At 73.3% G+C, this 25,800-nt stretch carries 22 protein-coding genes, 2 tRNA genes and 1 pseudogene; 4 read left to right on the forward strand and 21 right to left on the reverse strand.

Annotated elements, in window-relative coordinates:
- Window positions 1-19 precede the first annotated feature (19 nt).
- A complete protein-coding gene (lepA, locus tag IE305_RS07830) occupies window positions 20-1,891 on the reverse strand; it encodes a translation elongation factor 4 (protein WP_190128703.1) in 1,872 nt (623 codons plus the stop codon).
- A gap of 207 nt (window positions 1,892-2,098) precedes the next feature.
- Between lepA and rpsT the strand changes: the two genes are divergently transcribed.
- Window positions 2,099-2,368 (forward strand): 30S ribosomal protein S20, encoded by a 270-nt coding sequence (rpsT, locus tag IE305_RS07835; RefSeq protein WP_190128704.1) that lies wholly within the window; start codon window positions 2,099-2,101, stop codon window positions 2,366-2,368.
- Between the two features lie 403 nt (window positions 2,369-2,771).
- On the opposite strand, the gene holA is transcribed toward rpsT, so the two are convergent.
- On the reverse strand, window positions 2,772-3,758 hold the full coding sequence (gene holA / locus IE305_RS07840; RefSeq protein ID WP_190128705.1) for a DNA polymerase III subunit delta: 987 nt from the start codon (window positions 3,756-3,758) through the stop codon (window positions 2,772-2,774).
- 54 nt (window positions 3,759-3,812) lie between these two features.
- On the opposite strand from holA, the gene IE305_RS33660 reads away from it, so the two are divergent.
- Entirely contained in the window at window positions 3,813-4,118 is a 306-nt protein-coding gene (locus IE305_RS33660) for a hypothetical protein (RefSeq protein WP_373311535.1), read from the forward strand.
- 10 nt (window positions 4,119-4,128) lie between these two features.
- On the opposite strand, the pseudogene IE305_RS07845 reads toward IE305_RS33660, so the two are convergent.
- From IE305_RS07845 to IE305_RS07910, 14 genes and pseudogenes are all read right to left on the reverse strand, one after another.
- Window positions 4,129-6,564 (reverse strand): annotated as a pseudogene (locus IE305_RS07845) (ComEC/Rec2 family competence protein); the annotation flags it as partial.
- Window positions 6,561-7,349, reverse strand: a complete 789-nt coding sequence (locus IE305_RS07850; protein ID WP_190128706.1) for a ComEA family DNA-binding protein — start codon at window positions 7,347-7,349, stop codon at window positions 6,561-6,563. The gene IE305_RS07850 and the pseudogene IE305_RS07845, both read right to left, overlap by 4 nt.
- A 99-nt stretch (window positions 7,350-7,448) precedes the next feature.
- Window positions 7,449-8,294, reverse strand: a complete 846-nt coding sequence (locus tag IE305_RS07855) for a DegV family protein (protein ID WP_190128707.1) — start codon at window positions 8,292-8,294, stop codon at window positions 7,449-7,451.
- An 84-nt stretch (window positions 8,295-8,378) separates the two neighbouring features.
- The gene (locus IE305_RS07860) at window positions 8,379-9,101 is read right to left on the reverse strand and encodes a hypothetical protein (RefSeq protein WP_190128708.1); all 723 of its coding nucleotides are present in this window, start codon (window positions 9,099-9,101) and stop codon (window positions 8,379-8,381) included.
- A gap of 202 nt (window positions 9,102-9,303) precedes the next feature.
- Window positions 9,304-12,192, reverse strand: a complete 2,889-nt coding sequence (locus tag IE305_RS07865; protein ID WP_190128709.1) for a leucine--tRNA ligase — start codon at window positions 12,190-12,192, stop codon at window positions 9,304-9,306.
- A 294-nt stretch (window positions 12,193-12,486) separates the two neighbouring features.
- Window positions 12,487-12,559, reverse strand: a tRNA-Ala gene (locus tag IE305_RS07870).
- Between the two features lie 103 nt (window positions 12,560-12,662).
- Window positions 12,663-12,896, reverse strand: a complete 234-nt coding sequence (locus tag IE305_RS07875) for a hypothetical protein (RefSeq protein WP_190128710.1) — start codon at window positions 12,894-12,896, stop codon at window positions 12,663-12,665.
- Window positions 12,897-13,027: 131 nt separating this feature from the next.
- Window positions 13,028-13,100 (reverse strand) — tRNA-Ala (locus tag IE305_RS07880).
- Window positions 13,101-13,200: 100 nt separating this feature from the next.
- On the reverse strand, window positions 13,201-13,854 hold the full coding sequence (locus IE305_RS07885; RefSeq protein WP_190128987.1) for a histidine phosphatase family protein: 654 nt from the start codon (window positions 13,852-13,854) through the stop codon (window positions 13,201-13,203).
- Entirely contained in the window at window positions 13,851-14,288 is a 438-nt protein-coding gene (gene rsfS, locus IE305_RS07890) for a ribosome silencing factor (protein ID WP_190128711.1), read from the reverse strand. Before rsfS ends, IE305_RS07885 begins: the two co-directional genes overlap by 4 nt.
- Before the next feature lie 121 nt (window positions 14,289-14,409).
- Window positions 14,410-15,468, reverse strand: a complete 1,059-nt coding sequence (locus tag IE305_RS07895) for an LCP family glycopolymer transferase (protein WP_229890685.1) — start codon at window positions 15,466-15,468, stop codon at window positions 14,410-14,412.
- 44 nt (window positions 15,469-15,512) lie between these two features.
- Window positions 15,513-16,124, reverse strand: a complete 612-nt coding sequence (nadD, locus tag IE305_RS07900; RefSeq protein ID WP_190128712.1) for a nicotinate-nucleotide adenylyltransferase — start codon at window positions 16,122-16,124, stop codon at window positions 15,513-15,515.
- A gap of 55 nt (window positions 16,125-16,179) precedes the next feature.
- Window positions 16,180-16,341 carry a hypothetical protein gene (locus IE305_RS07905; protein ID WP_190129017.1) on the reverse strand — a complete coding sequence of 54 codons (162 nt, stop codon included), beginning with the start codon at window positions 16,339-16,341 and terminating at the stop codon, window positions 16,180-16,182.
- 162 nt (window positions 16,342-16,503) lie between these two features.
- Complete coding sequence (locus IE305_RS07910; RefSeq protein WP_190129018.1) at window positions 16,504-16,692, reverse strand: hypothetical protein; 189 nt, start codon at window positions 16,690-16,692, stop codon at window positions 16,504-16,506.
- Window positions 16,693-16,790: 98 nt separating this feature from the next.
- Here IE305_RS07910 and IE305_RS07915 point away from each other — a divergent pair, with 98 nt between their 5' ends.
- Complete coding sequence (locus IE305_RS07915; RefSeq protein WP_190128713.1) at window positions 16,791-17,909, forward strand: M48 family metallopeptidase; 1,119 nt, start codon at window positions 16,791-16,793, stop codon at window positions 17,907-17,909.
- 76 nt (window positions 17,910-17,985) lie between these two features.
- Here IE305_RS07915 and IE305_RS07920 read toward each other — a convergent pair whose 3' ends face one another.
- The 5 genes from IE305_RS07920 to proB all read right to left on the reverse strand — a co-directional run bounded on the left by IE305_RS07920 (window position 17,986) and on the right by proB (window position 23,325).
- Entirely contained in the window at window positions 17,986-19,086 is a 1,101-nt protein-coding gene (locus tag IE305_RS07920; RefSeq protein ID WP_190128714.1) for an SCO2583 family membrane protein, read from the reverse strand.
- A 207-nt stretch (window positions 19,087-19,293) separates the two neighbouring features.
- Window positions 19,294-19,902: an SCO2584 family spore wall biosynthesis protein gene (locus IE305_RS07925; protein ID WP_190128715.1), complete on the reverse strand. Its 609-nt coding sequence runs from the start codon at window positions 19,900-19,902 to the stop codon at window positions 19,294-19,296.
- Window positions 19,903-20,041: 139 nt separating this feature from the next.
- Window positions 20,042-21,343 carry a glutamate-5-semialdehyde dehydrogenase gene (locus tag IE305_RS07930; protein ID WP_229890686.1) on the reverse strand — a complete coding sequence of 434 codons (1,302 nt, stop codon included), beginning with the start codon at window positions 21,341-21,343 and terminating at the stop codon, window positions 20,042-20,044.
- A gap of 112 nt (window positions 21,344-21,455) precedes the next feature.
- A complete protein-coding gene (locus IE305_RS07935) occupies window positions 21,456-21,968 on the reverse strand; it encodes a DUF8830 family protein (RefSeq protein ID WP_190128716.1) in 513 nt (170 codons plus the stop codon).
- A gap of 256 nt (window positions 21,969-22,224) precedes the next feature.
- Window positions 22,225-23,325 carry a glutamate 5-kinase gene (proB, locus tag IE305_RS07940; RefSeq protein ID WP_190128990.1) on the reverse strand — a complete coding sequence of 367 codons (1,101 nt, stop codon included), beginning with the start codon at window positions 23,323-23,325 and terminating at the stop codon, window positions 22,225-22,227.
- A 321-nt stretch (window positions 23,326-23,646) separates the two neighbouring features.
- Between proB and IE305_RS07945 the strand changes: the two genes are divergently transcribed.
- Window positions 23,647-25,758, forward strand: a complete 2,112-nt coding sequence (locus IE305_RS07945) for a CDP-glycerol glycerophosphotransferase family protein (RefSeq protein WP_190128717.1) — start codon at window positions 23,647-23,649, stop codon at window positions 25,756-25,758.
- Window positions 25,759-25,800: the final 42 nt, after the last annotated feature.

Raw genomic sequence — 25,800 nt, forward strand, 5'->3', positions numbered from 1 at the left:
CCGCATAGGGGGGCCGGGACTACTTCTTGGCCTTGTCCCCGCCGTCGGACTCGCTGGACAGCACGGCGATGAAGGCGTCCTGCGGCACCTCCACGTTGCCGACCATCTTCATCCGCTTCTTGCCTTCCTTCTGCTTCTCCAGCAGCTTCCGCTTACGGGAGATGTCACCGCCGTAGCACTTCGCGAGGACGTCCTTGCGGATGGCGCGGATCGTCTCGCGGGCGATGACACGGGAGCCGATGGCGGCCTGCACCGGCACCTCGAAGTTCTGCCGCGGGATGAGCTCCTTCAGGCGCGAGACCAGGCGCACACCGTACGCGTAGGCCTTGTCCTTGTGGGTGATCGCGGAGAACGCGTCGACCTTGTCGCCGTGCAGCAGGATGTCGACCTTGACCAGCTCGCTGTTCTGCTCGCCGGTGGGCTCGTAGTCCAGCGAGGCGTAGCCGCGGGTCTTGGACTTCAGCTGGTCGAAGAAGTCGAAGACGACCTCGGCGAGCGGCAGGGTGTAGCGGATCTCGACGCGGTCCTCGGAGAGGTAGTCCATGCCGAGCAGCACACCGCGGCGGGTCTGGCACAGCTCCATGATCGCGCCGATGAACTCGCTGGGCGCCAGGATCGTGGCCCGCACCACCGGCTCGTACACCTCGTCGATCTTGCCGACGGGGAACTCGGAGGGGTTGGTCACCGTGTGCTCGGTGCCGTCCTCCATGATCACGCGGTAGACCACGTTGGGGGCGGTGGCGATCAGGTCGAGGCCGAACTCGCGCTCCAGGCGCTCCCGGATGACCTCCAGGTGCAGCAGGCCGAGGAAGCCGACACGGAAACCGAAGCCGAGGGCGGCGGACGTCTCCGGCTCGTACACCAGCGCGGCGTCGTTGAGCTGGAGCTTGTCCAGGGCCTCGCGCAGCTCCGGGTAGTCCGAGCCGTCGAGGGGGTAGAGGCCGGAGAACACCATGGGCTTCGGGTCCTTGTACCCGCCCAGGGCCTCGGTGGCACCGCCGTGCAGCTGGGTGATCGTGTCACCCACCTTCGACTGGCGGACGTCCTTCACACCCGTGATCAGGTAGCCCACCTCGCCGACGGACAGGCCGTCGGCCGGGGTCATCTCCGGCGAGTTGGTGCCGATCTCCAGCAGCTCGTGGGCGGCGCCGGTCGACATCATCCTGATGCGCTCGCGCTTGCGGAGGGTGCCGTCGACGACCTTCACGTACGTGACCACGCCCCGGTAGGCGTCGTACACCGAGTCGAAGATCATCGCGCGGGCGGGGGCGTCCTTGACACCGACCGGGGCCGGGACGGTCGCGACCACGCGGTCGAGCAGCTCCTCCACGCCCACACCGGTCTTCGCCGAGACCCGCAGCACGTCCTCCGGCTCGCAGCCGACCAGGTTGGCCAGCTCCGCGGCGAACTTCTCGGGCTGCGCGGCCGGCAGGTCGATCTTGTTGAGCACCGGGATGATCGTGAGGTCGTTCTCCATCGCCAGGTAGAGGTTGGCGAGGGTCTGGGCCTCGATGCCCTGCGCGGCGTCCACCAGGAGGATGCAGCCCTCGCACGCCGCGAGGGAGCGGGACACCTCGTAGGTGAAGTCCACGTGGCCCGGCGTGTCGATCATGTTGAGGATGTGGGTGGCGCCCGCACCCTCGCCCTGGGTCGGCGCCCAGGGCAGCCGGACGGCCTGGGACTTGATCGTGATGCCGCGCTCGCGCTCGATGTCCATCCGGTCGAGGTACTGCGCGCGCATCTGCCGCTGGTCGACCACGCCGGTCAGCTGAAGCATCCGGTCGGCGAGCGTCGACTTGCCGTGGTCGATGTGCGCGATGATGCAGAAATTACGGATCAGAGCCGGGTCGGTACGGCTCGGCTCGGGCACGTTGGTAGGGGTCGCGGGCACGCAGGATCCATTCGGTGACACTGGCCGCTGCCGGCCAGTCTCGACGGGAGTCGGGATATACGGCCCCTCCATGCTCCCATGAGCAGCGGGTACGGTCCGGTTTGGGCGGCCGATGGGCGTGCTGGTAGCCTGGTGCACTGTGCCTGGCGTGCCCTCTTGCGCGCACAGGCACCGTTTCACATCCAACGCACCTGAAAAGGCTTTTTCGTGGCGAACATCAAGTCCCAGATGAAGCGGATCAAGACCAACGAGAAGGCGCGCCTGCGCAACAAGGCCGTCAAGTCCGAGGTCAAGACCTACATCCGCTCGGCCCGTGAGGCGATTGCCGCCGGCGACGTGGAGAAGGCCACCGCCGCCGTCGCCCTGGCCGGCAAGAAGCTGGACAAGGCCGCCAGCAAGGGCGTCATCCACAAGAACGCCGCCGCCAACAAGAAGTCGGCGCTGGCCAAGCAGGCCGCCTCCCTCAAGGCTGCCTGAGTCTCGACCTCGGCCCCGTACCTCGTATGGGGCCACCCCGGGGCCTGATCCTCATGCCCCACCCCGCCGGAGCGGGTCCAGCGGACCCTCTCAACCGCTCCGCCCCGGCACCCCTGGCGCGGCTCCGCCCGCGCACCACGCGCCGCACGCGGCCTGCGTTCGCCACGCGGGTGCGGCGCACCGGGCCTCTCCGAGGCCCACAGGAACAACGCCGAAGGCCCTGCGCCCGTCCCTCCCCAGGACGGGCACAGGGCCTTCGGGCTTTGTGGGGGTGGGGAGGGGGTGGGGCGGGGGTTCGTGGCCGCGGCGTGGGCCCTCCCTCCTCCCGGCCGGGCGGTTTTCCGCCCTGTGGCTGAGAGCCCCTCCCCCGCTCCCTGCCTGCCAAGTCTTTCCGCGGCCCCGGTCAGGACCGGGCCCGGGCCGCGCGGGCCACCGCGACGACGGCCTTCTCCAAGGCGTACTCCGGGTCGTCACCGCCACCCTTCACGCCCGCGTCCGCCTCCGCGACCGCACGCAGCGCAGCCGCCACACCGTCCGGCGTCCAGCCACGCATCTGCTGCCGCACCCGGTCGATCTTCCACGGCGGCATGCCCAGCTCCCGCGCCAGATCCGCCGGACGCGCACCCCGCGGCGCCGACGCCAGCTTGCCGATCGACCGCACACCCTGGGCCAGAGCACTCGTGATCAACACAGGTGCCACACCCGTGGCGATCGCCCACCGCAGAGCCTCCAGCGCCTCCGCCGCCCGGCCCTCCACCGCCCGGTCCGCGACCGTGAAGCTGGACGCCTCCGCACGCCCCGTGTAGTACCGGGCGACCACCGCCTCGTCGACCATGCCCTCGACATCGGCCACCAGCTGCGCACACGCACTCGCCAGCTCCCGCAGATCACTGCCGATCGCATCCACCAGGGCCTGGCACGCCTCCGGCGTCGCCTGCCGGCCCGCCGCCCGGAACTCCGACCGCACGAACGTCAGCCGGTCGGCCGGCTTCGTCATCTTCGGGCAGGCCACCTCCCGGGCCCCCGCCTTGCGCGCCGCATCCAGCAGACCCTTGCCCTTGGCCCCGCCCGCATGCAGCAGAACCAGCGTGATCTCCTCGGCCGGCGCCCCCAGATAACCCTTGACGTCCTTGATCGTGTCGGCGGACAGGTCCTGCGCATTGCGGACGATCACCACCTTCCGCTCGGCGAACAGCGACGGGCTGGTCAGCTCCGCCAGCGTGCCGGGCTGGAGCGCGTCGGGCGTCAGATCCCGTACGTCGGTGTCCGCGTCCGCCGCGCGGGCCGCGGCCACCACCTCCTGCACGGCACGGTCCAGCAGGAGGTCCTCCTGGCCCACCGCGAGCGTGACGGGGGCGAGCGGGTCGTCGGTTGCAGTCTTCTTGGGCATCGCCTCCAGCATCCCACGCACCCCGGACACACCCGCCCGCACGCCCGCGGAACCATGCCGCACAATGGGCGGGTGATCAGCGCTTCTTCATACTCTTCCGCGTTCAGTGACTCCTCCGATTCCGTACGCCACCTGCTCGTCCTCCCCGACCGGGAGACCGCCGACGAGGTGGCCGACGAAGCGGGCCGCCGCTTCGGCCTCGACGACGACCCGCAGGTGGTCCGCGAGGCCCTGGCCGGCGAGGACGACGCCGAGGACGCCCAGTGGCTGGTCGTCGTGGAGGACCCGGACGGCGAACTGAACCTCCGCGAGCTCCGCGAACTGGCCGAGGAGTACGACGGCTGGCTCGAGACCGAGTGAACGCCACGACGGCACCGGTCACCGCGACCGGTCCGTCCGTGTCGGTACGCAGCACCGCCGCACCCCCCGCCCGCAGCGCCCCGACCGTCCGCGCCGCCGGATGCCCATAGGGGTTACCGGCACCCACCGAGATCAACGCCAGCCGGGGCGCCGCACCCCGCAGCAGCTCCGCGTCCTGGTACGCCGAACCGTGGTGCGCCACCTTGAGGACGTCCACCCGCGTCAGGTCCGGTCGCGCCTCCCGCAACTCCCGCTGCGCCGGCGGCTCCAGGTCACCCAGCAACAGCACGCTCAGCCCGCCGGCCCGGACCAGCAGAGCGACGCTGGCGTCGTTCGGGCCGTCCTCCGCCGCCGCCGACGTCCCCACCGGCGGCGGCCACAGCACCTCCCAGGACACATCGCCCAGCTGGCGCCGCTCCCCCGCCACCGCATCACCCACCGGCACCCCGGCGCGGCCCGCCACGCGCCGGACGAACGCCGCCTGCCCCGGCGGCTCGTGATACGGCGACGTCTCCACCGCTCCCACCGCACGGCCCCGCAGCACACCCGGCAGACCGTCCACGTGATCGGCGTGGAAATGGCTCAGGAGCACCAACGGCACCCGCTCCACCCCCAGCTCCCGCAGACAGCGGTCCACGGCCCGGGGTTCCGGCCCCGCATCGACGACCACAGCCGTACCCGGCCCGGCGGCCAGCACCAACGCGTCGCCCTGCCCGACATCGCACGCAGCCACCCTCCAGTCCGGCGGCGGCCAGCCCGTGACCACCCGGGTCAGTGGAGCCGGGCGCACCACGGCCACGACCAGGAGCAGCACGCAGCCCGCGCACGCCCACCGCCGTCCCGGCAGCCGGCGCCAGACGAGGATCACGGTCGCCGTGAACACCGCCAGCAGCAGGCCGCCCCGCACACCACCCGGCCAGTCGAGTTCCGCTCCGGGCAGGCCCGCCCCCGTCCGGGCGACCTTCGCCGTCCACAGCGCCGGCCACCCGGCGAGCCACGCCAGGGCCCGCGCGAGCGGCATGGCCACCGGCGCCGCGGCCAGCGCCGCGAACCCCAGCACTGTGGCGGGCGCGACCGCCGGCTCCGCCAGCAGATTGCAGGGCACCCCCACCAGGCTCACGCGGGCCGCCAGCACGGCGATCACCGGTGCGCACACCGCCTGCGCCGCCCCCGCTGCCGCCAGCGCCTCGGCGATCCTCGGCGGCACCCCCCGCCGGCGCAGGGCCTCGCTCCAGCGCGGCGCCAGGGTGAGCAGCGCCCCGGTCGCCAGGACGGACAGCACGAAGCCGTAGCTCCGCGTCAGCCACGGATCGAGGAGCACCAGCAGCAGAACGGCCGCGGCGAGCGCCGGCAGCAGGCTCCGGCGGCGCCCCGTGGCCAGCGCCAGCAACGTGATCAGGCCGCACGCCGCGGCCCGCAGCACACTCGGGTCGGGCCGGCAGACCACCACGAAGCCCACCGTCAGCGCACCCCCGAGCAGCGCGGTCAGCCGCAGGGGAATCCCCAGCTGCGCCGCCACGCCGCGCCGTTCCGCCCGGGACGCCAGGTGCGCCGGCCCGAGGAGCAGCGCGATCATGATCGTGAGATTTCCTCCCGACACGGCGAGGAGGTGGGTGAGGTCCGTGGCCTTGAACGCCTCGTCGAGGTCCGGGGGGACACGTGAGGTGTCGCCGACCACCAGGCCCGGCAGCAGCGCCCGTGCGTCGGGCGCCAGCCCGTCCGTGGCTTCCCGCAGTCCCGCCCGCAGACGGCCGGCGGCCCGCTGCAGGACGGTGGGGCCCTCGATGACGTGCGGCCGCGCGTCCCTGGTCCGTAGCACCGCGGCGATGCGGTCGCCGCGGTGGAGCGGCGGCGCGAGCCGCACCTCCGTGCGGAGCCGGGTCGAGGGCAGGAGCCCCTGCCAGGAGGCCGGCGCGACGAGCAGGACGGGGGTTCTGACGTCCGTCCGGACGCCGTCCGTGAGGACACGGGTCACCTCGGCGTCCGCCACCACCGCCGGTGTGGTGCGGACCGAGCCCCGCACCCGCGGCCGGGTGGCGCGTGGGTCGCCGGTGAGGCTCAGCTCGACCGTCGCATGCGCGGACCGCCGGGCCAGCTCCGGCACCGGCCCGCGCCGTAAATCCGCGCCCGCCAGAGCCCCGCCCGTCGCACCGGCAGCAGCGCACAGCAGCGTCGCGGCCACCGCCCCGGCCACGCCCGGCCGCCCCCAGCGTCCCCCGGCGCCGCCCCGCCTGCTCGCCTTCCACAGCCTCACCGCCGCGACCAGCGCTCCCAGCGCCAGGCCCGCCGCCGTCCAGCCCGCCACCGCGGGCGGCAGCGCCAGGGCCGCCGCCGTCGCCGCCCACGCCGCGAGGGCCGGGCCCAGCAGCCGCAGGTCGGCCGGGCGCTCCCGGTCGCTCTCCGCTTCTTCTGGTGCCGTGCCAGGGCGTGTGGTCGTCGGGGTCATGGCTGCACCAGCGGCTTCAGGTCCGTGAAGCGGCGGGCACCGATGCCGTTCACCTTGCGGAGGTCGGTGACCGAGCGGAAACCGCCGTGCTGGGTGCGGTAGTCCAGGATGTGCTGGGCCAGGACCGGCCCCACACCCGGCAGCGCGTCCAACTGCTCCAGCGTGGCCGAGTTGAGGCTCAGCGGCCCCTGTCCCCGGCCTGCCGGCCCGGCCGTCGTACTGCTCCCCGACGGTGCCGGCGGTGGGCTCCCGGCCGCGCCCACCACGATCTGTTCCCCGTCCACGAGGACCCGGGCCCGGTTGAGGCCGCTGATGTCCGCGCCCTCGCGGGCGCCGCCCGCCGCCGCCAGGGCGTCGGCCACCCGCGAGCCCGCCGGCAGCCGCCGCACCCCCGGATCGCGGACCTTCCCCGCCACGTCCACCACGACCACGGCGGCACTCGGCGAAGCGCTCCTCTGCACCGGCGCCGGGGCGGGGACAGCAGCCGCGGCCGTGGCCTCCGGAACCTCCCGCCGCGGCGGCCGTACCGCCTCCGGACGGCCGGCCCAGAAGTGGTGCACCGCCAGAGCGAGCACCCCCACGAGCAGCACCGCCAGCGCCGCCAGCGTCCGCAGCTCGATGCCGCACCGCACCCGCACCCACACCGGCAGGCGCTCGGTCAGCGCATCACGCCAACTCCCCGCCGGCCGCTGCGCGGTGGGAGGAGTCGCCGTACGCTCCCGCAGCGCGCCGATGTCGGGCGCCGGCCGCGAAGCCGTGGTGACGGTGGGTGACGAAGAAGCCATGTCCGTGACCGTACGCTGCTTGCAAGCGTTCCGTCCGGATGGCTCAATTCCTGTGGAAAACCCCGCCGTTGCGGATCATTCCGTCACCCGGAAGAGGGGTCAGCGTGCCGACACCACCACGCCCAGCAGCCCCGGTCCCGTGTGCGCGCCGATGACCGCGCCCACCTCGCTCACGTGCAACTCCCCCAGCTGCGGCACCCTTTCCCGCAACCGCTCGGCGAGCAGCCCCGCGCGCTCGGGCGCCGCCAGGTGGTGCACGGCGATGTCCACCGGGCCCGCGCCCGCCCGCTCCACCGCCGTCTCCTCCAGCCGGGCGATGGCCCGCGACGTCGTGCGGACCTTCTCCCGCAACTCGATGCGGCCACCCTCCAGCTGCAACAGCGGCTTCACCATCAGCGCCGAGCCGAGCAACGCCTGCGCCGCACCAATACGGCCGCCGCGCCGCAGGTAGTCGAGGGTGTCGACGTAGAAGTAGGCCGCCGTGCCCTGAGCACGCTTCTCGGCCGCGGCCACCACCTCGTCCGGCGTGCCGCCCGCCTGTGCCGTCTCGGCGGCGGCCAGGGCGCAGAAACCGAGGGCCATCGCCACCATGCCCGTGTCCACCGTTCTGACCGGCACCGGCGCTTCGCGCGCCGCGAGCACCGCGGCGTCGTACGTGCCGGAGAACTCGGCCGACAGGTGCAGCGAGACGATCCCCTCCGCCCCTGCCTCGGCGGCGCGCCGGTAGGCGGCGGCGAAGACCTCGGGTGCCGGGCGTGACGTGGTGACCGGCTTGCGCTTCTGCAGCGCCTGGGCCACCGACCGGGCCGAGATCTCGGTGCCCTCCTCCAGCGCCTCGTCGCCCAGGACGACCGTCAGCGGAACGGCGGTGATGCTGTGCCGCTCCATCGCCTGCCGGGGCAGGTAGGCCGTGGAATCGGTGATGATCGCGACATGGCGGGACATGCCCCGGAGGTTACCCCTCCGGCCGCCCGAGCGGCAGTACGGCCCCGAGCCCGCACCCAGCGTCACCGCCCTCGCCGGGGCAGCTCAGGCCGTGCTCTCCGGCCGCTTGGCCTGCTGCCAGGAGTGCCGCGTCTGCCACCGCGGGTCCGGGCCCTTGTCCAGCGCCGGCCGCGCACCCGCCTCCTCCGCCACGGAGTCCTGGGCGCCCGTACCGCCCGTGCCGGTACCGGCAGCCGGCCGTCCCTCCGCCGACGGCTCCCCCTCCTGCTCCCAGTGCCGCAGCGCGCCCGCCTCCATGCGGATCTGCTCGCTCAGCTCCGTCAGGTCGTCGTGGGCGAACCGGCGGGCCCGGTCCTGGGCCGCCCAGCGCAGCGCGTTCGCCGAGTGCGTCACACGCTCCGTGCGCTCCCGCACCTCGGGCAACCGTGCCGCCACCCGCTCCCGGTCCGGCTCGGTCTCCAGCTTCCGCAGCTCCTCGTCGAGCTCGCGGCCGTGCGCGCTCAGCCGCTCGAAGAGGGCCAGGGACTCCGACAGCGACCCGTCCTCGGCGACGCCCGACCGCAGCACCTCCTGGGTGGCCCGCATCGATGTCCGCAGCGACAGCCGCAGGTCGGCGATCTCCCCCGCCGCACCGCCCTGCGTGTACTTCTTCGCCTTCAGCCGCGTGTCCTCCACGGTGCGGCGCGCCTGCGTGACCGTGCGGTCCACGCCGCGCTGCACCGCGCGCACCGCCTTCACCGTCGCGAACACCGCCAGTGCCACGACCAGCGCGAAGACCAGGGCGACGATCACGGCCGCGATTTCCATGTACGCGCTCCTCAGCGTCCAGCCCGGCGTCCTCGGCCCGGCGTCCCAGCCGTTCCCGGCGGTCCCACCTCTCCACCGTAAACGCAACGGGGAGGCCGCGGGTTCCATCGGAACCCCCAACCTCCCCGTAAGGGAGAACCCTTATGCGAGAGCCCTCAGACACGAGCGCTCATACGAGAGAGCCCTCATGCCCGGGCCGCCATCACGCCGGAACGATGTTCACCAGCTTCGGCGCCCGCACGATCACCTTGCGGACCTCCGCGCCGCCCAGCGCGGCCACCACCGCGGGGTCGGCCAGCGCCGTCCGCTCCAGCTCCGCGTCCGTGATCGACGGCGGCACCTCCAGGCGCGCCCTGACCTTGCCCTTGATCTGGACGACGCAGGTGACGGCCTCGTCCACCAGGTACGTCGGGTCGGCCACCGGGAAGGCGTGGTGCACCACCGAGTCGGTGTGGCCCAGGCGGCGCCACAGCTCCTCGGCGATGTGCGGGGCCAGCGGCGCGATCAGCAGGACCGTCGTCTCGGCGACGGACCGCGGCACCTCGCGCAGCTTGGTGACGTGGTTGTTGAGCTCCGTCACCTTGGCGATGGCGGTGTTGAAGCGCAGGTTCGCCAGGTCCTGCCCGATGCCGTCGATCGCCTTGTGCAGGACCCGCAGCGTCGCGTCGTCCGCCTCGGTGTCCACGACCGTCGTCTCGCCGGTGTTCTCGTCCACCACGTTGCGCCACAGGCGCTGCAGCAGGCGGTACTGGCCGACGACGGCGCGCGTGTCCCAGGGGCGGGAGACGTCCAGCGGGCCCATCGCCATCTCGTACAGGCGCAGCGTGTCCGCGCCGTACTCGGCGCAGATCTCGTCCGGCGTGACGGCGTTCTTCAGGGACTTGCCCATCTTGCCGAGCGTCCGGCTGACCTTCTCGCCGCGGTACGTGTACGTGCCGCCGCTCTCCTCGGTCTCGGCGGCCGGCACGGCGATGCCGCGGCTGTCGCGGTAGACGTACGCCTGGATCATGCCCTGGTTGTAGAGCTTGTGGAACGGCTCGGCCGACGAGATGTGGCCCAGGTCGAACAGCACCTTCGACCAGAAGCGCGCGTACAGCAGGTGCAGTACGGCGTGCTCGGCGCCGCCGACGTACAGGTCGACGCCGCCGTGCGGCATGCCCTCGCGCGGGCCCATCCAGTAGCGCTCGGCGTCCGGCGCGACGAGCTGCTCGGTGTTGTGCGGGTCCAGGTAGCGCAGCTCGTACCAGCACGAACCGGCCCAGTTGGGCATCGTGTTGGTCTCGCGGCGGTACCGCTTCGGGCCGTCGCCCAGGTCCAGCTCGACGTCGACCCACTCCTCGTTGCGCGAGAGCGGCGTCTCCGGCTGGGTGTCGGCGTCGTCCGGGTCGAAGGTGCGCGGCGCGTAGTCCTCGACGTCCGGCAGCTCCAGCGGCAGCATCGACTCGGGCAGCGCGTGGGCGACGCCGTCCTCGTCGTAGACGATCGGGAAGGGCTCGCCCCAGTAGCGCTGCCGGCTGAACAGCCAGTCGCGGAGGCGGAAGTTGACGGTGGCCTCGCCGATGCCCTGCTCCGTCAGCCACTGCGCCATGCGGGTCTTGGCCTCGGGGACGCGCAGGCCGTCCAGGGAGACGCCCGGGCCGGACGAGTTGATGATCTCCGCGTCGTACGAGTCGAAGGAGTCGGCCCAGGTGGACGGGTCGGTGCCGCGGTCGTCCGAGGGGCGCACGACGCAGCGCATGGGCAGGTCGAAGGCGCGCGCGAAGGCGAAGTCGCGGTCGTCGTGGGCGGGGACGGCCATGATGGCGCCGGTGCCGTAGCCCATCAGGACGTAGTCGGCGACGAAGACGGGGATCTTCTCGCCGCTGACCGGGTTGACGGCGTACGCGCCGGTGAAGACGCCGGTCTTCTCCTTGGCGTCGGCCTGCCGCTCCACGTCGGACTTGGCGGCGGCCTCCTTGCGGTACGCGGCGACGGCCTCGGCCGGGGTGGTGTGGCCGCCGGTCCAGTCGGCGTGCGTGCCCTCGGGCCAGGCGGCCGGGACGATGCCGCCGTCGGCGGCGTCGGCGGTCACCAGGGGGTGCTCGGGCGCCAGGACCATGTAGGTGGCGCCGAACAGCGTGTCGTGCCGGGTGGTGAAGACGGTGGCCCGGGCGTCGGGGCGGCCGTCGATGACGAAGTCGACGCGGGCGCCCTCGCTGCGGCCGATCCAGTTGCGCTGCTGCAGCTTGATGGCCTCCGGCCAGTCCAGCGCGTCCAGGTCCTCCAGCAGGCGGTCCGCGTACGCGGTGATGCGCATGTTCCACTGGCGCAGCTTGGACTTGAAGACGGGGAAGTTGCCGCGCTCGGAGCGGCCCTCGGAGGTGACCTCCTCGTTGGCCAGCACCGTGCCCAGGCCGGGGCACCAGTTGACGGGCGCGTCCGACGCGTACGCCAGGCGGTACTCGCCCAGGACGTCGGCGCGCTCGACGGCGCTCAGCTCACCCCAGGGGCGGCCGTCGGGCGTCGCGCGCTCCCCGCTCTCGAACTGGGCGACCAGCTCGGCGATCGGGCGGGCCTTCCGGGCCTCCTCGTCGTACCAGGAGTTGAAGATCTGCAGGAAGATCCACTGGGTCCACTTGTAGTAGTCCGGGTCGATCGTGGCGAACGACCGGCGCTTGTCGTGGCCCAGGCCCAGGCGGCGCAGCTGCGCCTTCATGTTCTCGATGTTGGCCTCGGTGGACACCCGGGGGTGGGTGCCGGTCTGCACGGCGTACTGCTCGGCGGGCAGGCCGAAGGCGTCGAAGCCCAGGGTGTGCAGGACGTTGTGGCCCGTCATGCGGTGGAAGCGGGCGTAGACGTCGGTGGCGATGTAGCCCAGCGGGTGACCGACGTGCAGGCCCGCGCCCGAGGGGTACGGGAACATGTCCATGATGAACTTCTTGGGGCGGGCCACGGCCTCCGGGTCGCCCGCCAGGTCCCCGCTCGGGTTGGGCGCCTCGTACGTGCCGTTCGCGTCCCAGAAGTCCTGCCAGCGCGCCTCGATGTCCGCGGCCAGCGCGGCCGTGTAGCGGTGCGGGGCAGCCACCTCGGCGGCGGTGGGGATCTCGCTCATCGTCTTCCAAGCTCCATCGATCGTCGTCTCTGCCTGCGGTCGCGATGCCGGCCCGCCCGGGGTCCCGGGGCCGGGGCCGGAAATGAAAAAACCCCTCGCACAGGAGGGGACGCCGCGCCGATTCCGGCCGGAGTCACCGGCCGGTGCTGATCAGCGCGGCTCGCTAAGCAGGAGGCGTACGGCACGCATGGGGTCAGGTTACCGCAGCGCCCCGCCACCGAACGAACGGATACGGTCACGGCGCCGCACACGCAGTGAGCGGGCCGTCCCGGAGGACGGCCCGCTCACTCGCTGTGGAGCTAAGGAGAATTGAACTCCTGACCTCCTGCATGCCATGCAGGCGCTCTACCAACTGAGCTATAGCCCCGTGTTCTGTTGTTCCGCCCGTTCGCCGGGCGACACGGAGTACATTACACGGCCCCACCCCCGTTCCGCCAAATCGATGATCGAAGCGGCGGTGGCCGGCGCGGCTAGGCGGCGACGAACGAGTAGAACCGCTTCAGCGTGCAGTGCTCGTCGAGCAGCCGGCCGTAGATCGGTTCGCCCTCGAGTTCCCGGTAGGTCTCGATGGGGTCGCCTTTTATGATCAGCGCCCGTGCGCATTCGACGCACCAGTACTGGTAGTCCGAGTTGAGCGGCTCCATGTCACGGACGATCGGCGTGCCGCTGCCGCACCAGTCGCACTTCCGGCTGTGAGCACCCATGGGTCAGCCCCGACCCCCTCCCCTTCGGCTCTTCTTCGGCCCTTCGCTCCCGGCCGTCCGATTCTGCCACGGGAGGGTGCCTGAACAGCAATGATCCCGCCTCCCAGGAGGGAGGCGGGATCATCTCGGGGTGGAGCTAAGGAGAATTGAACTCCTGACCTCCTGCATGCCATGCAGGCGCTCTACCAACTGAGCTATAGCCCCGCTGTTCCCGGCTTCCGGGGTTTCCCCCGCGCTTGCCGCGAACAAGATGAACTTTAGCCTGTGACCTGCCCCGATGTGAAATCGGCCGGTGGCACCGGCGTCAGTCGTCGTCGCCGAGCACCGGCTCGGGCAGCGACCCGGCGTTGTGCTCCAGCAGGCGCCAGCCGCGCGCGCCCTCGCCCAGCACCGACCAGCAGCAGTTGGTCAGGCCGCCCAGCGCCTCCCACGAGCGGGACTCCAGGCCCAGCAGCCGGCCGATCGTCGTACGGATCGTGCCGCCGTGGCTGACGACCACGAGCGTGCCGCCGTCCGGCAGCCTGCCGGCGTGGTCGAGCACCACCGGGGCGGCCCGGTCGGCGACCTCGGTCTCCAGCTCGCCGCCGCCACGCCGCACCGGCTCGCCACGCTTCCACGCCGCGTACTGCTCGCCGAAGCGCCCGGCGATCTCCTCGTGCGTCAGGCCCTGCCACTCACCCGCGTACGTCTCGCGCAGCGCGGGGTGCGTGGTGACCTTCAGGCCCGTGACGGTCGCCAGCTCGGCGGCGGTGTCCCGGGCCCGTCGCAGGTCGGAGGCGACGATGGCGTGCGGCTTGAGGGCGGCCAGCAGACGGGCGGCCCGGCGGGCCTGCGCCACGCCGGTCTCCGTCAGGTCGATGTCCGTGGTGCCCTGGAAGCGCCGCTCGACGTTCCAGGAGGTCTGGCCGTGCCGCCACAGGACGATCCGGCGGCCGCGGCCCGTGGTGCCGCCGTTCAGCTCAGGCCCCCGTCCAGGTCGTCGCCGGCCTGGCTGCGGGCGTACTCCTCGCCCTTGCCGCGCGTGGCCACGGCGTCCTCGGGCAGGGCGATCTCCGGGCAGTCCTTCCACAGCCGCTCCAGCGCGTAGAAGACGCGCTCCTCGCTGTGCTGGACGTGCACCACGATGTCGACGTAGTCGAGCAGGACCCAGCGGGCGTCGCGGTCGCCCTCGCGGCGGACCGGCTTGGCGCCGAGCTCCTTCAGCAGCCGCTCCTCGATCTCGTCGACGATCGACTTGACCTGGCGGTCGTTGGGGGCGGAGGCCAGCAGGAAGGCGTCCGTGATCGACAGTACGTCGCTGACGTCGTACGCGATGACATCGTGGGCGAGCTTGTCGGCGGCAGCCTGGGCGGCAGCCTGGATGAGCTCGATGGAGCGGTCCGTGGCGGTCACAAGCCATGCTTTCGGTCAAGAGGGGCAGTACACCTCAAGGGTCTCACGACGCGCCGCCCGGCTTCCCCGGGTTATCCACCGCACCCCCGGGCCGGTACGACCATCGCACCGCCGGCGCCTCTCACCGCCCCGTATCGCCGCCCTCGTGCACCGTGCCGCCCAGCACCTCGTGCACCCGCCCCGCGGCCCCCGCCCCCAGGCCGCCGTCGGCGCGCACGGGCAGGGCGACGGTGGCGTACGCGCCGTGCCGGGCCCGGGCCGCCAGGTGGGCCAGGGCGGCGCCCAGCCGCTCCTCCGGCAGCGAGGGGTCGGGGATCTGGGCGAGGGCCTCCACCGTGCCCGTCGCCGCACCCGGGTCCTCGGGGACCTTGCACAGGACCGCGTGCAGCACCTGCCCGAAGCGGGCCAGCCGCCGGTCCTCGTCCTCCCCGGCCGCGCGGTACGTGGCGTAGGCGACCGCCGCCCGCCCGTCCAGCGACCGGCCGGGCCCCCGTACGACGGCCGCAGGGTCGCCGGGCCCCTCGCCGGGGACGGTGGCGTCGGCGTCCACGGTGATGCCGCCGACCAGCTCCACCAGGTTCTCCAGGTACGGGGTGTCCAGCCGCCAGCTGCCCGTGATGCCGCCGCCGAGGAGGGTGTTCAGCGCGTCCCGCGTGGCCCCCGTGCCGGCCTGCACGACGGAGCGGCCCAGCGTCGTCCGCGTCCCGCCGTCCCCGGCCACCGCCAGGTTCTCCGGGAGCAGCACGGCGGTGGCGCGCCGTGTGGTGCCGTCGTCGACGAGGAGGACGGTGGAGCTGTCGGTGCCCCGGGTGGGCCGGAGGTGGACGACGATGGCGTCGCGCTGCCCCGTGCCGTGGGACGTGGCGGGGGCGGGGCCGTCGTCGCCCGACAGGGCGTACCAGGTGATGCCGCCCCCCAGGGCGACGGCGAGGACGGCGGCCGCGGCGATCAGGCGGTGGCGGCCGCGGCGCCGGCGTTCGCCGCGGCGCTCGCTGCGGCTGGCGCTGAACTTCAGCCAGTCGATGACGTCCCCGACGTCGTCGGTGCCGCCGGCGTCCGGAGGAGACGCGGCACCGGGAGCGGCGTCGGGGGCAGCATCAGGGGCGGTGCGGGGCCCCGGGAGCGGTTGCCCGGTGGACGTGGGCACGTCGTGCGCGTACGGGTCCGTTCGGTCGTTCACCCATGCCCCTCGGTGCGCGTCGGGCGGCGGGCCGCCCGTCGGTGTCAGCCGTCGTGACGGTACAGCTTGCGCTTGTCGATGTAGCGCACCACACCGTCGGGCACCAAGTACCAGACGGGCTCGCCCTGCGCCACCCGGGCGCGGCAGTCGGAGGAGGAGATGGCGAGGGCCGGGACCTCGACGAAGGAGACGCGGTCCTCGGGCAGTCCGGGGTTGGCCAGTATGTGGCCGGGGCGGGTCACGCCGATGAAGTGGGCGAGGGAGAACAGCTCGTCCGTGTCGCGCCAGGTGAGGATCTGGGCGAGGGCGTCGGCGCCGGTGATGAAGAACAGGTCGGCGTTCTCGTTGAGGGCCCGCAGGTCGCGGAGGGTGTCCGTGGTGTAGGTGGGGCCACCGCGGTCGATGTCGATCCGGCTGACGGAGAACTGGGGGTTGGACGCGGTGGCGATCACCGTCATCAGGTAGCGGTCCTCGGCCGGGGAGACCTTCTTGTGGCTCTTCTGCCACGGCTGCCCGGTGGGTACGAAGACGACCTCGTCCAAGTGGAACTGCGAGGCCACCTCGCTCGCGGCGACCAGGTGGCCGTGGTGGATGGGGTCGAAGGTCCCGCCCATCACGCCGAGCCGCCGCTTCACGGGCCCTGTCTGCTCTTCCATGCGTGCAGACCCTACTGGGCTCGGTGGTGCACCGGGCCCGGGGGGCTCGGTGGGGTCAGCGGTCCCGGTTGAAGCGGGTGGTGACCCACAGCAGGAGCAGCAGGATGACGAGCGCGGCGCCGCCGGTCATGTAGGGGCTGATGCTGGGGTGGCCGTCCACGTGGTGCTCGCCCTCGGAGGCGAGGCGGACGAGGGCGCTGTGGGCTTCGTAGATCACGTCGGCAGGACCTATCCGGGAGTGGATTCCCCCGGCGGCGGCCGGAGGAAAGATCGGTTGGAGACTTCTGCCACATCGTATGCGGGGGCGGTGCCTGAGCTCACGCCGACTCCGCGGGTCGTGCGCCCACGGGTGCCTCCGGGGCCACGGATGCCTCCGGGGCTACTGCTTGCGGTAGCCGCGCAGCAGGAACCAGGCGACGAGCGGGACGCCCACGACGCCCACGATCAGGACGGTGCGCAGCAGCGCGCCCGGGCCCTGGTCGCCCTTGGACACGGCGAGCACCTCGCCGGCCTGCGCGAGCACGCCGTGGGCGGCGGCGAAACGATCAAAACCCTCGATGACGGCCATGTCCCCACGGTAGCCGTGTCGGTGCCACGGCCTACGCTGGGGTCCGACAGCACGGGGGCGGGCCCGGTCGGCCCGGCGGAGCCCACGAGGGGGTCTCGATGAGCGACGGCACGTACGACGGCGGGGCGGGCGGCGGCGGGGAGCAGGTGCCGGGCCGGGCCCGGCGGCGTTTCCCCGGCATCTCCTCACGGGCCTACGAGCACCCCGCGGACCGTTCGGCGCTGGTGGCGCTGCGCCGGCTGAGCGGCTTCGACACGGTCTTCAAGACGCTGAGCGGGCTGCTGCCCGAGCGCAGCCTGCGCCTGCTGTACCTGTCGGACTCGGTGCGGGTGGGCGAGCGGCAGTTCCCCCATCTGCACGCGATGCTGCTCGACGCCTGTTATGTGCTGGACATGCCGCGGGTGCCGGCGATGTACGTGACGCAGGACCCGCAGCCGAACGCGATGTGCGTGGGCCTGGACGAGCCGGTGATCGTGGTGACCACGGGCCTGGTGGAGCTCCTCGACGAGGAGGAGATGCGGGCGGTCGTGGGCCACGAGGTGGGCCACGCCCTGTCGGGGCACGCCGTCTACCGCACGATACTGCTGTTCCTCACCAACGTCGCGGTGAAGATCGCCTGGATTCCGCTGGGGAACCTGGCGGTGACGGCGATCGTGACGGCGCTCCGCGAGTGGTTCCGCAAGTCGGAGCTGTCGGCGGACCGGGCCGGGCTGCTCGTGGAACAGGACCTCAAGGCGTCGCTGCGCGGCCTGATGAAGCTGGCGGGCGGCAACCACCTGCACGAGATGAACGTGGACGCGTTCCTGGAGCAGGCCGAGGAGTACGAGCGCGGCGGCGACCTGCGCGACTCCGTACTGAAGATCATGAACATGCTGCCGCGCAGCCACCCGTTCGCCACGGTGCGGGCGGCGGAGCTGAAGCGGTGGGCGGAGAGCCGTGATTTCCAGCGGCTGATGGACGGCCACTACCCCCACCGGTCGGAGGACAAGGACGCCTCCGTCTCCGACTCCTTCCGCGAGTCGGCGCAGCACTACGCGGACGCGGTGCGGACCGGCAAGGACCCGCTGATGGGCCTGGTGCGGGACATTGCGGGCGGCGCCGGCGACCTGGGCGGCAAGCTGCGCGACACGTTCACCGGGCGCGGGCAGGGCGGCAGCGGCGGCAGCAGCAGCGGCCGGGACGGCGGGCAGGAGAAGGGCGGCCCGGAGGCGCCCTGACGCGGCCCCGGCCCTGGCCCTTGCCCTGACCCTGACCCTGGCCCTGGCCCTGGCCCTGGCCCTGGCCCCCTGGCCGTCAGTGCTTCGCCGGCGGGCTCGGCTGGGCGCCGGGCGCGAGCGTGCCGCACAGGCCGGCCGAGGGCCCTTCGGCGCCGGTGCCGGTGCCGGAGGCGTACGGGTCGGTGTCGGCGGGCCCGTCGGCGGACGCGCGCTGGCCCGCGAGCAGTGGCCGCAGGTAGAGGGCGTCGTCGGCCGAGCAGGAGGCGGGCCCGGCCTGCACGGAGCTCTGCAGCAGCTGCACGTGGTGTTCCTGCAGGTCGTCGCGGTCGAACCGGAAGTGCACGGTGCGCCGCACGGTGAACAGGGAGACGTCCTGCGGCTGGCCCTTGGCGGCGCGCAGGGCGTAGACGAAGGTGTGGTCGGCCACGACCTCCAGGGCGGCCGGGGACGCCTCGGTGACGGTGAAGGTGCCCTGGGTGCGGATCAGCCGGTCGGCGAGGGTCACCTGGGCGGGGTCGAAGCGGATGATCCAGCCGGTGGCGGCGTCCCGCCCGTCGTCGGCCGGGTGGGCGAAGCTGCGGTCGAACTGGTCGAGCTGCGAGGGCGCGAGGAGCAGGCGGACGTTGCGCTGGGCGCCGCCGGTGAGGGCGTGCGGGTCGAGCGCGGACTTGACGGTGTACTCCTTGGCGGTGGCGAGGGCGGCCATCACCAGGCTCTCGGAGAAGTTCTGGGTGCGGCGGGCGGCGGGCAGGTTGATGCCCTCGACGCCGTCGCGGAACTGGGCGGCGGGGCTGTGGTCGAACAGGTCGCGGGCCGTTCCGGCGCCGGGCACGGCGTCGTGCGGGGCCAGGGGCACCAGCATGGTGCGCAGCGCTTCGGCGGCGGGCGGGCGGGCGTCCTTGTAGGGGTGGCGCAGGCCCATGTAGACGGCGGTGCCGAAGGCCAGCGCGATGAGGATCACCAGGAGGAGGACCTGCCGGGAGGCGCTGACGCGGGCCCAGGCGTGGCGGGTGCGGACGGCGGGGGCGTGGTCGTCCATGCGTTCCCGGGCGGAGAACTCCTGGAGGCGGGCAGCACGGACGAACGATTCGTCGAAGACGACGGACCGGTACTCCTCCTCGCCACCTCCCGGGGCACCCTCGGGCGTGCCCTCGGGCGGGTCTCCAGGCCCCTTCATATCTCAAGAGTAGGTCTGCGGAGCGCCAGGTAAACGCCCTGGTACACGACAAGTTCCGGGGAAATCCCCGGGTGGCGGGCGGGTTGCCGCGGGCGTGGCCAGGAACGGAGGGATCGGTCATTCCCGGTCGGAATACCGCACCGGACAATACGCCGAACGATCGAAATCAGGCGTTCGAATGATCAGGGCACGAAGCGTGCCCGCCCCTCAGCTGTGGGGAGGCGCGGCGGACGCCACCGGAGGCTCGGAATCCGCGGACACGGACGGCAACGGCCGGCCCTGCCGCTCCCCCGCCGGGGCGTCCAGGCCCGTGGACGCCGGCAGCGGCGCGGGGCTCTGGCTCTTGCCGGAGGAGGCGCCGCGGTAGACGGCGGTGAAGGCCAGGGCCACCACGCCTATGCCCATGACCACGGCGAGCACCCAGGCCACCGGGCGGTGCCAGCGGGCGTGGCCGCGGTACGGGCCGCGCGCCGACCCGTAGCGCCCGTAGGGGCCGTAGGCGTCGTCCGGGTCGAGGTCCCGCGCCAGGGCCCGCAGGTCCAGCGGCGGCACCGGATGGGAGGCGCCGAAGCCGTCCCCGTACGGGTCGTCGTCGGCCGCGCCCCCGCCCGGGAGGGCCCGCGCGGCGTCGGCCTCGGCCCGCGCCCGGTCGGCGGCGAGCATCCGCTCCGCCGCGGAGGGTTCGTGGATCGTGGCCGACCGCACGAAGTCCTCGTCGAAGACCACGGAGGCGAACGCGTCGTCCGCGTCTCCGTGGCGGTGGCTGTCGGGCTCCTGGCCGTCCGGGAACGGCTGGCCCCCCACGTCGTCCGGCACCCGTCCAGCGTAGACCCGAACCGGTCAATCCGCGCGGGCGGTACGGGAATTAGGGGTACCCGGCAGCGCAGGCGTCCGCCGCCCCGGGTGCCGTCCGTCCCGCCGCCGGGCCGCCGGTGGCGGGACGGACGGCCGCCCGCTAGCGCACGTGCCCGTCGCCGGTGAGGATGTACTTCGTCGAGGTCAGCTCGGGCAGGCCCATCGGGCCGCGCGCGTGCAGCTTCTGCGTGGAGATGCCGATCTCGGCGCCGAAGCCGAACTGGCCGCCGTCGGTGAACCGCGTGGACGCGTTCACCGCGACCGTCGTGGAGTCCACCAGCTGGGTGAAGCGGCGCGCGGCGGACTGCGAACGGGTGACGATCGCCTCGGTGTGCCCCGAGGTCCACAGCCGGATGTGCCGGACCGCGGCGTCCAGGTCGTCCACCACCGCCGCGGCGATGTCGTACGACAGGTACTCGGTCTCCCAGTCCTCCGTCGTCGCGGGCACCACCGTCGCCGGGGAGCCCTTCCCGAGCTCGACCACGCGCTCGTCGCCGTGCACCGTCACGCCGGCCTCAGCCAGCGCGGCCAGGGCGCGCGGCAGGAACGCCTCGGCGATGTCCTGGTGCACCAGCAGGGTCTCGGCGGCGTTGCAGACGCTGACCCGGCTCGCCTTGGAGTTGACGAGGATCTCCACCGCCATGTCGAGGTCGGCGTCCGCGTCGACGTACACGTGGCAGTTGCCGGTGCCCGTCTCGATCACCGGCACGGTCGACTCCTGCACCACCGTGCGGATCAGCGAGGCGCCGCCGCGCGGGATCAGCACGTCCACCAGGCCGCGGGCGCGCATGAGTTCGCGCACCGACTCCCGGCCTTCGCCCGGCACCAGCTGCACGGCGTCCGCCGGCAGCCCGGCGCCGCCCACCGCGTCCCGGATCACGCGCACCAGCGCGGTGTTGGAGGCGTACGCGGAGGAGGAACCGCGCAGCAGAACGGCGTTGCCCGACTTCAGGCACAGCGCGGCGGCGTCCACGGTGACGTTGGGCCGGGCCTCGTAGACGATGCCGACAACACCCAGGGGCACGCGGACCTGGCGCAGGTCGAGGCCGTTGGGCAGGGTCGAGCCGCGCACCACCTCGCCCACCGGGTCGGGCAGGGCGGCCACGTCCCGCACGTCCCGGGCGATCGCCCGGACGCGCTCGGGCGTGAGGGTGAGCCGGTCCACGACACTCTCGCTCGTGCCGGCCTCGCGCGCCGCGCGCACGTCCTCCGCGTTCGCCTCGACGATCTCGCGGGTACGGACCTCCAGCGCGTCGGCGACGGCCAGCAGCGCCTCGTCCTTCACCGAGCGTGGCAGCGGAGCGAGGTCGGCGGCCGCGGCACGGGACCGGTAGGCGGCCCGCAGCACCGGGGACTGCGGCATGGGGTCGGCCAGGGGGGAGGGGAACTCGCTGCTGCTCATGGCCGCAGCCTAACCCCGTGCCGGGCCCGGACCGCGGCCGTTCCACACTCCAAGACGGACCGGTCCGGACCGCCGCCCCCAGCCCCCAGCCCCCATCCCTCTACTGGTCCCTCTACTGGAACGGGTGCACCCCCACCGGCGACGCCGGTGCGGGGCCATGGCCCCGCGAGACCCGCTGCTGGTACGTCTCCCGGTCGATGACCTCCAGGCCGACGATCTCCCACGGCGGCAGCTGCGCCGACGAGCGGTGCTCGCCCCACAGCCGCAGCGCGACCGCGGCTGCGTCGTGCAGGTCGCGGGCCTCCTCCCAGTACCGGATCTCCGCGTGGTCGCCCGCGTACCGGCTGGTCAGGAGGAAGGGATGGTCGTGCGCCAGTTGCTCCAGGGCCCGCCGGACCTCGCCCAGCGGGGCCTCCGCGCCCGAGACGCTGAGTGTGACGTGCCACATCCGGGCCGCCTCGCCGCCCTGCGGCTCCGGTTCCGGTGCGCGCGCCCCGGCCGGCTGCCCGGCCCGCTCGGCGGCGGCCGGGCCGAGGCCGGCCAGTGCCCGCTCCTCCGGCACCGCCCGCACGACGGGGGACGTGCCCCCCGGCCGGGGCTGCGCCCCGGGGCGCCCTCGTCTCACCGGCGGCCTCCTGTCGGTCGCTGCTCCGCGCGCGTGCGACGGCGGAGCCGTGGTGCGTGCTGGGTCCGCTGCGGGACGTCCGCGCGGTGGCGTCGCGGCGGCCCACGCATCAAAGTTGACCAGCCCGCGGGCGGCCGCGGGGCCGTTTTACGGAAAGGGCGCTTGGAAAGGCTGTCCTTACCGCCTCCGGGCGGCCGGCACCGCCTCCGGTACGGCCGGCCGCACCGCGGCGCCTGCCGGGACCGCCGGACGGGCGCTACGGGGCGAGCACCACCAGATCGTCCCGGTGCACCACCTCGCGCTCGTACCGCGGGCCCAGGTCACGGGCCAGGTCGCGGGTCGAGCGGCCCAGCAGCGGCGGGATCTCCGCGGCGTCGTACGTGACGAGCCCGCGCGCCACGGCGCGGCCCTCCGGGTCCCGCAGCTCCACCGGGTCGCCCGCGCTGAACTCGCCCTCGACCGCCGCGATGCCCGCCGGCAGCAGCGAACCCGTGCCCTCGACCACGGCCCGCACCGCGCCCTCGTCCAGGGTCAGGGCGCCCCGCGGCGTCGAGGCGTGCGCCAGCCACAGCAGCCGGTCGGCCGAGCGGCGGCCGGTGCGGTGGAAGAACGTGCCCGTCGCGCCGCCGCGCAGGGCGTCCGCGGCCTCGCTCGCCGACGTCAGCACCACCGGGATGCCCGCGGCGGCCGCGATCCGCGCGGCCTCCACCTTCGTGACCATGCCGCCCGTGCCCACGCCCGCCTTGCCGGCGCTGCCGATCGCCACGCCCTCCAGGTCCGCCGGGCCCCTGACCTCGGCGATCCGGGACGTCCCCGGCATGCTGGGGTCGCCGTCGTAGAGGCCGTCCACGTCGGAGAGCAGCACCAGCAGGTCCGCCCGCACCAGGTGGGCGACCAGGGCCGCCAGCCGGTCGTTGTCGCCGAAGCGGATCTCGTCCGTGGCCACCGTGTCGTTCTCGTTGACCACCGGCACCGCGCCCATGGCCAGCAGCTGGTCCAGCGTCCGGCGGGCGTTGCGGTAGTGCGCGCGCCGGCTCGTGTCGTCCGTCGTCAGCAGCACCTGGCCCACCCGGCGGCCGTAGCGGGCGAACGAAGCCGTGTAGCGGGCCACCAGCAGGCCCTGGCCGACGCTGGCGGCCGCCTGCTGCCGGGCCAGGTCGCGCGGACGGCTGGGCAGGCCCAGTGGCGCCAGGCCGGCGGCGATCGCGCCCGACGACACGAGCACGACCTCCTTGTCGCCCGCCACCTTCGCCAGCGTGTCGACCAGCGCGTCAACCCGGTCGGCGTCCAGACCGCCGCCCGTGGTGGTGAGGGAGGACGACCCCACCTTGACCACGATCCGGCGCGCCTGCGTCACCTCGGACCGGACGTCCCGCTGCTCCCCTGCCCCTGTCACCCTGCGTACACCCCTACGATCAGTACGATCACCGACGGGCTCCCGGACCCCCGCCACGGGGGACCTGGAGCGGAGTCCGCAAATCTACCCCCTCCGCCCTCTGGCGATTGTGGCCGTTGGTCCCTATTTTGTGGCGGTTGGTGTCAGGGAAGATTGCTCCCGGACCAGCGGCCGTCATACGGTCGGTGGTCGACCGTTGTCCACCACGTCCCCCCGAAGGCCGGCGTGATGTGCGACACGGCGGTCCCCCGACCCCCAGCCCTGCTGCCAGGAGCCCGTCCAGTGCCATCTGCCGGAACAGCACCCCGCCGAGCCGTACAGCTCGCGGCGCTGCTCGCCATGCTGGCGTTCTTCGCCGCCCAGCTCGTCGGCGCACTCCTGCCCGACGTGCCGACCCTCATCACCGCCACGGCGGCGGGCCTCGCGCTCGACCTCTATCTGCAGCACCGCGACCCGGGCCTGGTCGCCGTCCTGAACAAGATCCGCTTCGACGTCATGGTGCGGCAGCTGCTGCGCGACATGCTCGTCGTGATCGGGCTGGTCCGGCTGAACGGCGACGGCTCCCTGACCGGCTACGCGCCGGTCGTCGCCGCCCTCGTGCTGTTCTACGGCGCCCACCTCGCCTGCCAGGCCGTCGCGATCCTGGTCCGCCGCAGCCGTACGCTGCCGTTCCTCACCCGGAACATCGACGCGTCCGGGCTGCACCTGACCGCCGCCCCGCCGCGCCTGCTGGCCCGCCAGCACGGCCGCCGGCTGCTGCGCTTCGCCGTCCCCGCGACGGCGGGCCTGCTGGTGACGGCGGGCACGCACCGGACCGTCTGGGCCCTCGCGGGCGCGGGCGTCGCGCTGCTGCTGGCCGCCGCCGGCACCGTCCACCTCGCCACGTGGCTGCTGCCGAAGAAGCGCGTCGCCACCGAGCAGCAGGCCCTGGCCTGGCTCGACGCCTGGCTGGCCGACTACCGGCCCACCGTCGGCATGTACTTCTCCGGCGGCACCACCTCCGCCTACCAGGCCAACATGTGGCTCTCCACGCTGGCCGCGCTCGACGGCAACCCGCTGATCGTGCTGCGCGAGCGGTTCATGATGCAGAAGATCGAGGCCACGGACGTGCCGGTCATCTGCATCCCCAAGGTCCACCACCTGATGGCCCTGGAGAAGTCCTCGCTGAAGCTGATGCTGCACCCCGCGAACTCGGGCAAGACCTCGCAGGTGCTGCGCATGCCGTCGATCAAGCACGCCTTCATCAACCACGGCGAGAGCGACAAGCTCTCCAGCTGCAACCCGTACTCCAAGGCGTACGACGAGATCTGGGTCGCCGGCCCCGCCGCCCGCGAGCGCTACCAGCTCGCCGACATCGGCGTCGAGGACAAGGACGTCGTCGAGGTCGGCCGGCCCCAGCTGGCGCCGATCCGGCCGTCCGCCGGCGCCCCCGCGGGCGCCTTCACCACGGTGCTGTACGCCCCCACGTGGGAGGGCTGGGACGGCAACCCCGGCAACACCTCGGTGATCCTCGCCGGCGAGAACATCGTCCGCGCCCTCCTCGCCGACCCGGGCGTCCGGCTGCTCTACAAGCCGCACCCCATGACGGGCTCCGTCGACCCGCGCGCCGGCCGCGCCAACGAGCGCATCCAGGCCATGATCCGCGAGGCCAACACGGGCCGCTCCGGCCCCCGCCCCGGCCCCGAGGCCGCCGCCGAGCTGGCCCGCCGCACGGTGGAGCTCGACCGGCTCACCACCAGCACCTTCCGCGACAGCGCCGACGAGATCGAGCGCATGCTGCTCCAGTCCACCCCGGACAAGGGCAACGCGGAGGCCGTGGAGGCCGCGACGACGGCCTGGGAGGACGCCTACTGGGCGTCGCTGCCCGAGTGGGAGCACCAGATCATCACGGACGCGCGGCCCGCGCTGTTCAGCTGCTTCAACCGGTCCGACCTGCTGATCTCCGACGTGTCCAGCGTGGTCTCCGACTGGCTGACCAGTGAGAAGCCGTACGCCGTGGCCAACACCAGCGGCATGGGCGAGGAGGAGTTCCGGGCGAACTTCCCGACCGTCTCCGCGGCCACCATCCTGACGCCGGAGGCGGCGGGCGTGACGGAGCTGCTGGCCGCCGTCCGCGACCCGCGCCAGGACGCGCTGGCGGAGGCACGGGCCGAGCTGAAGGTCCAGCTGCTGGGCCCGGCCGACCCGCCGTCGCTGGTGCGCTTCAACGCGGCCGCGCTGGCGCTGGCGGCCAAGGCGGACGAGCGCCGCGCCCGGATGGAGGCCCGCGCCTCCGAGATCCCGGCCCCGCGCCTGGGCTCCGCGGCGACGGACACCCCCGCGGACACCCCCGCGGTGCCGAGCGCGGCCTCCGGGCCGGACGACGCACCGCTGACGGCCTCGCAGGGCGGCTGACACCGGTACGGATCACCCGTACGGATACGGAAAGGGGCGGGG

Source organism: Streptomyces mashuensis, assembly GCF_014654785.1.
Classification (GTDB): domain Bacteria; phylum Actinomycetota; class Actinomycetes; order Streptomycetales; family Streptomycetaceae; genus Streptomyces; species Streptomyces mashuensis.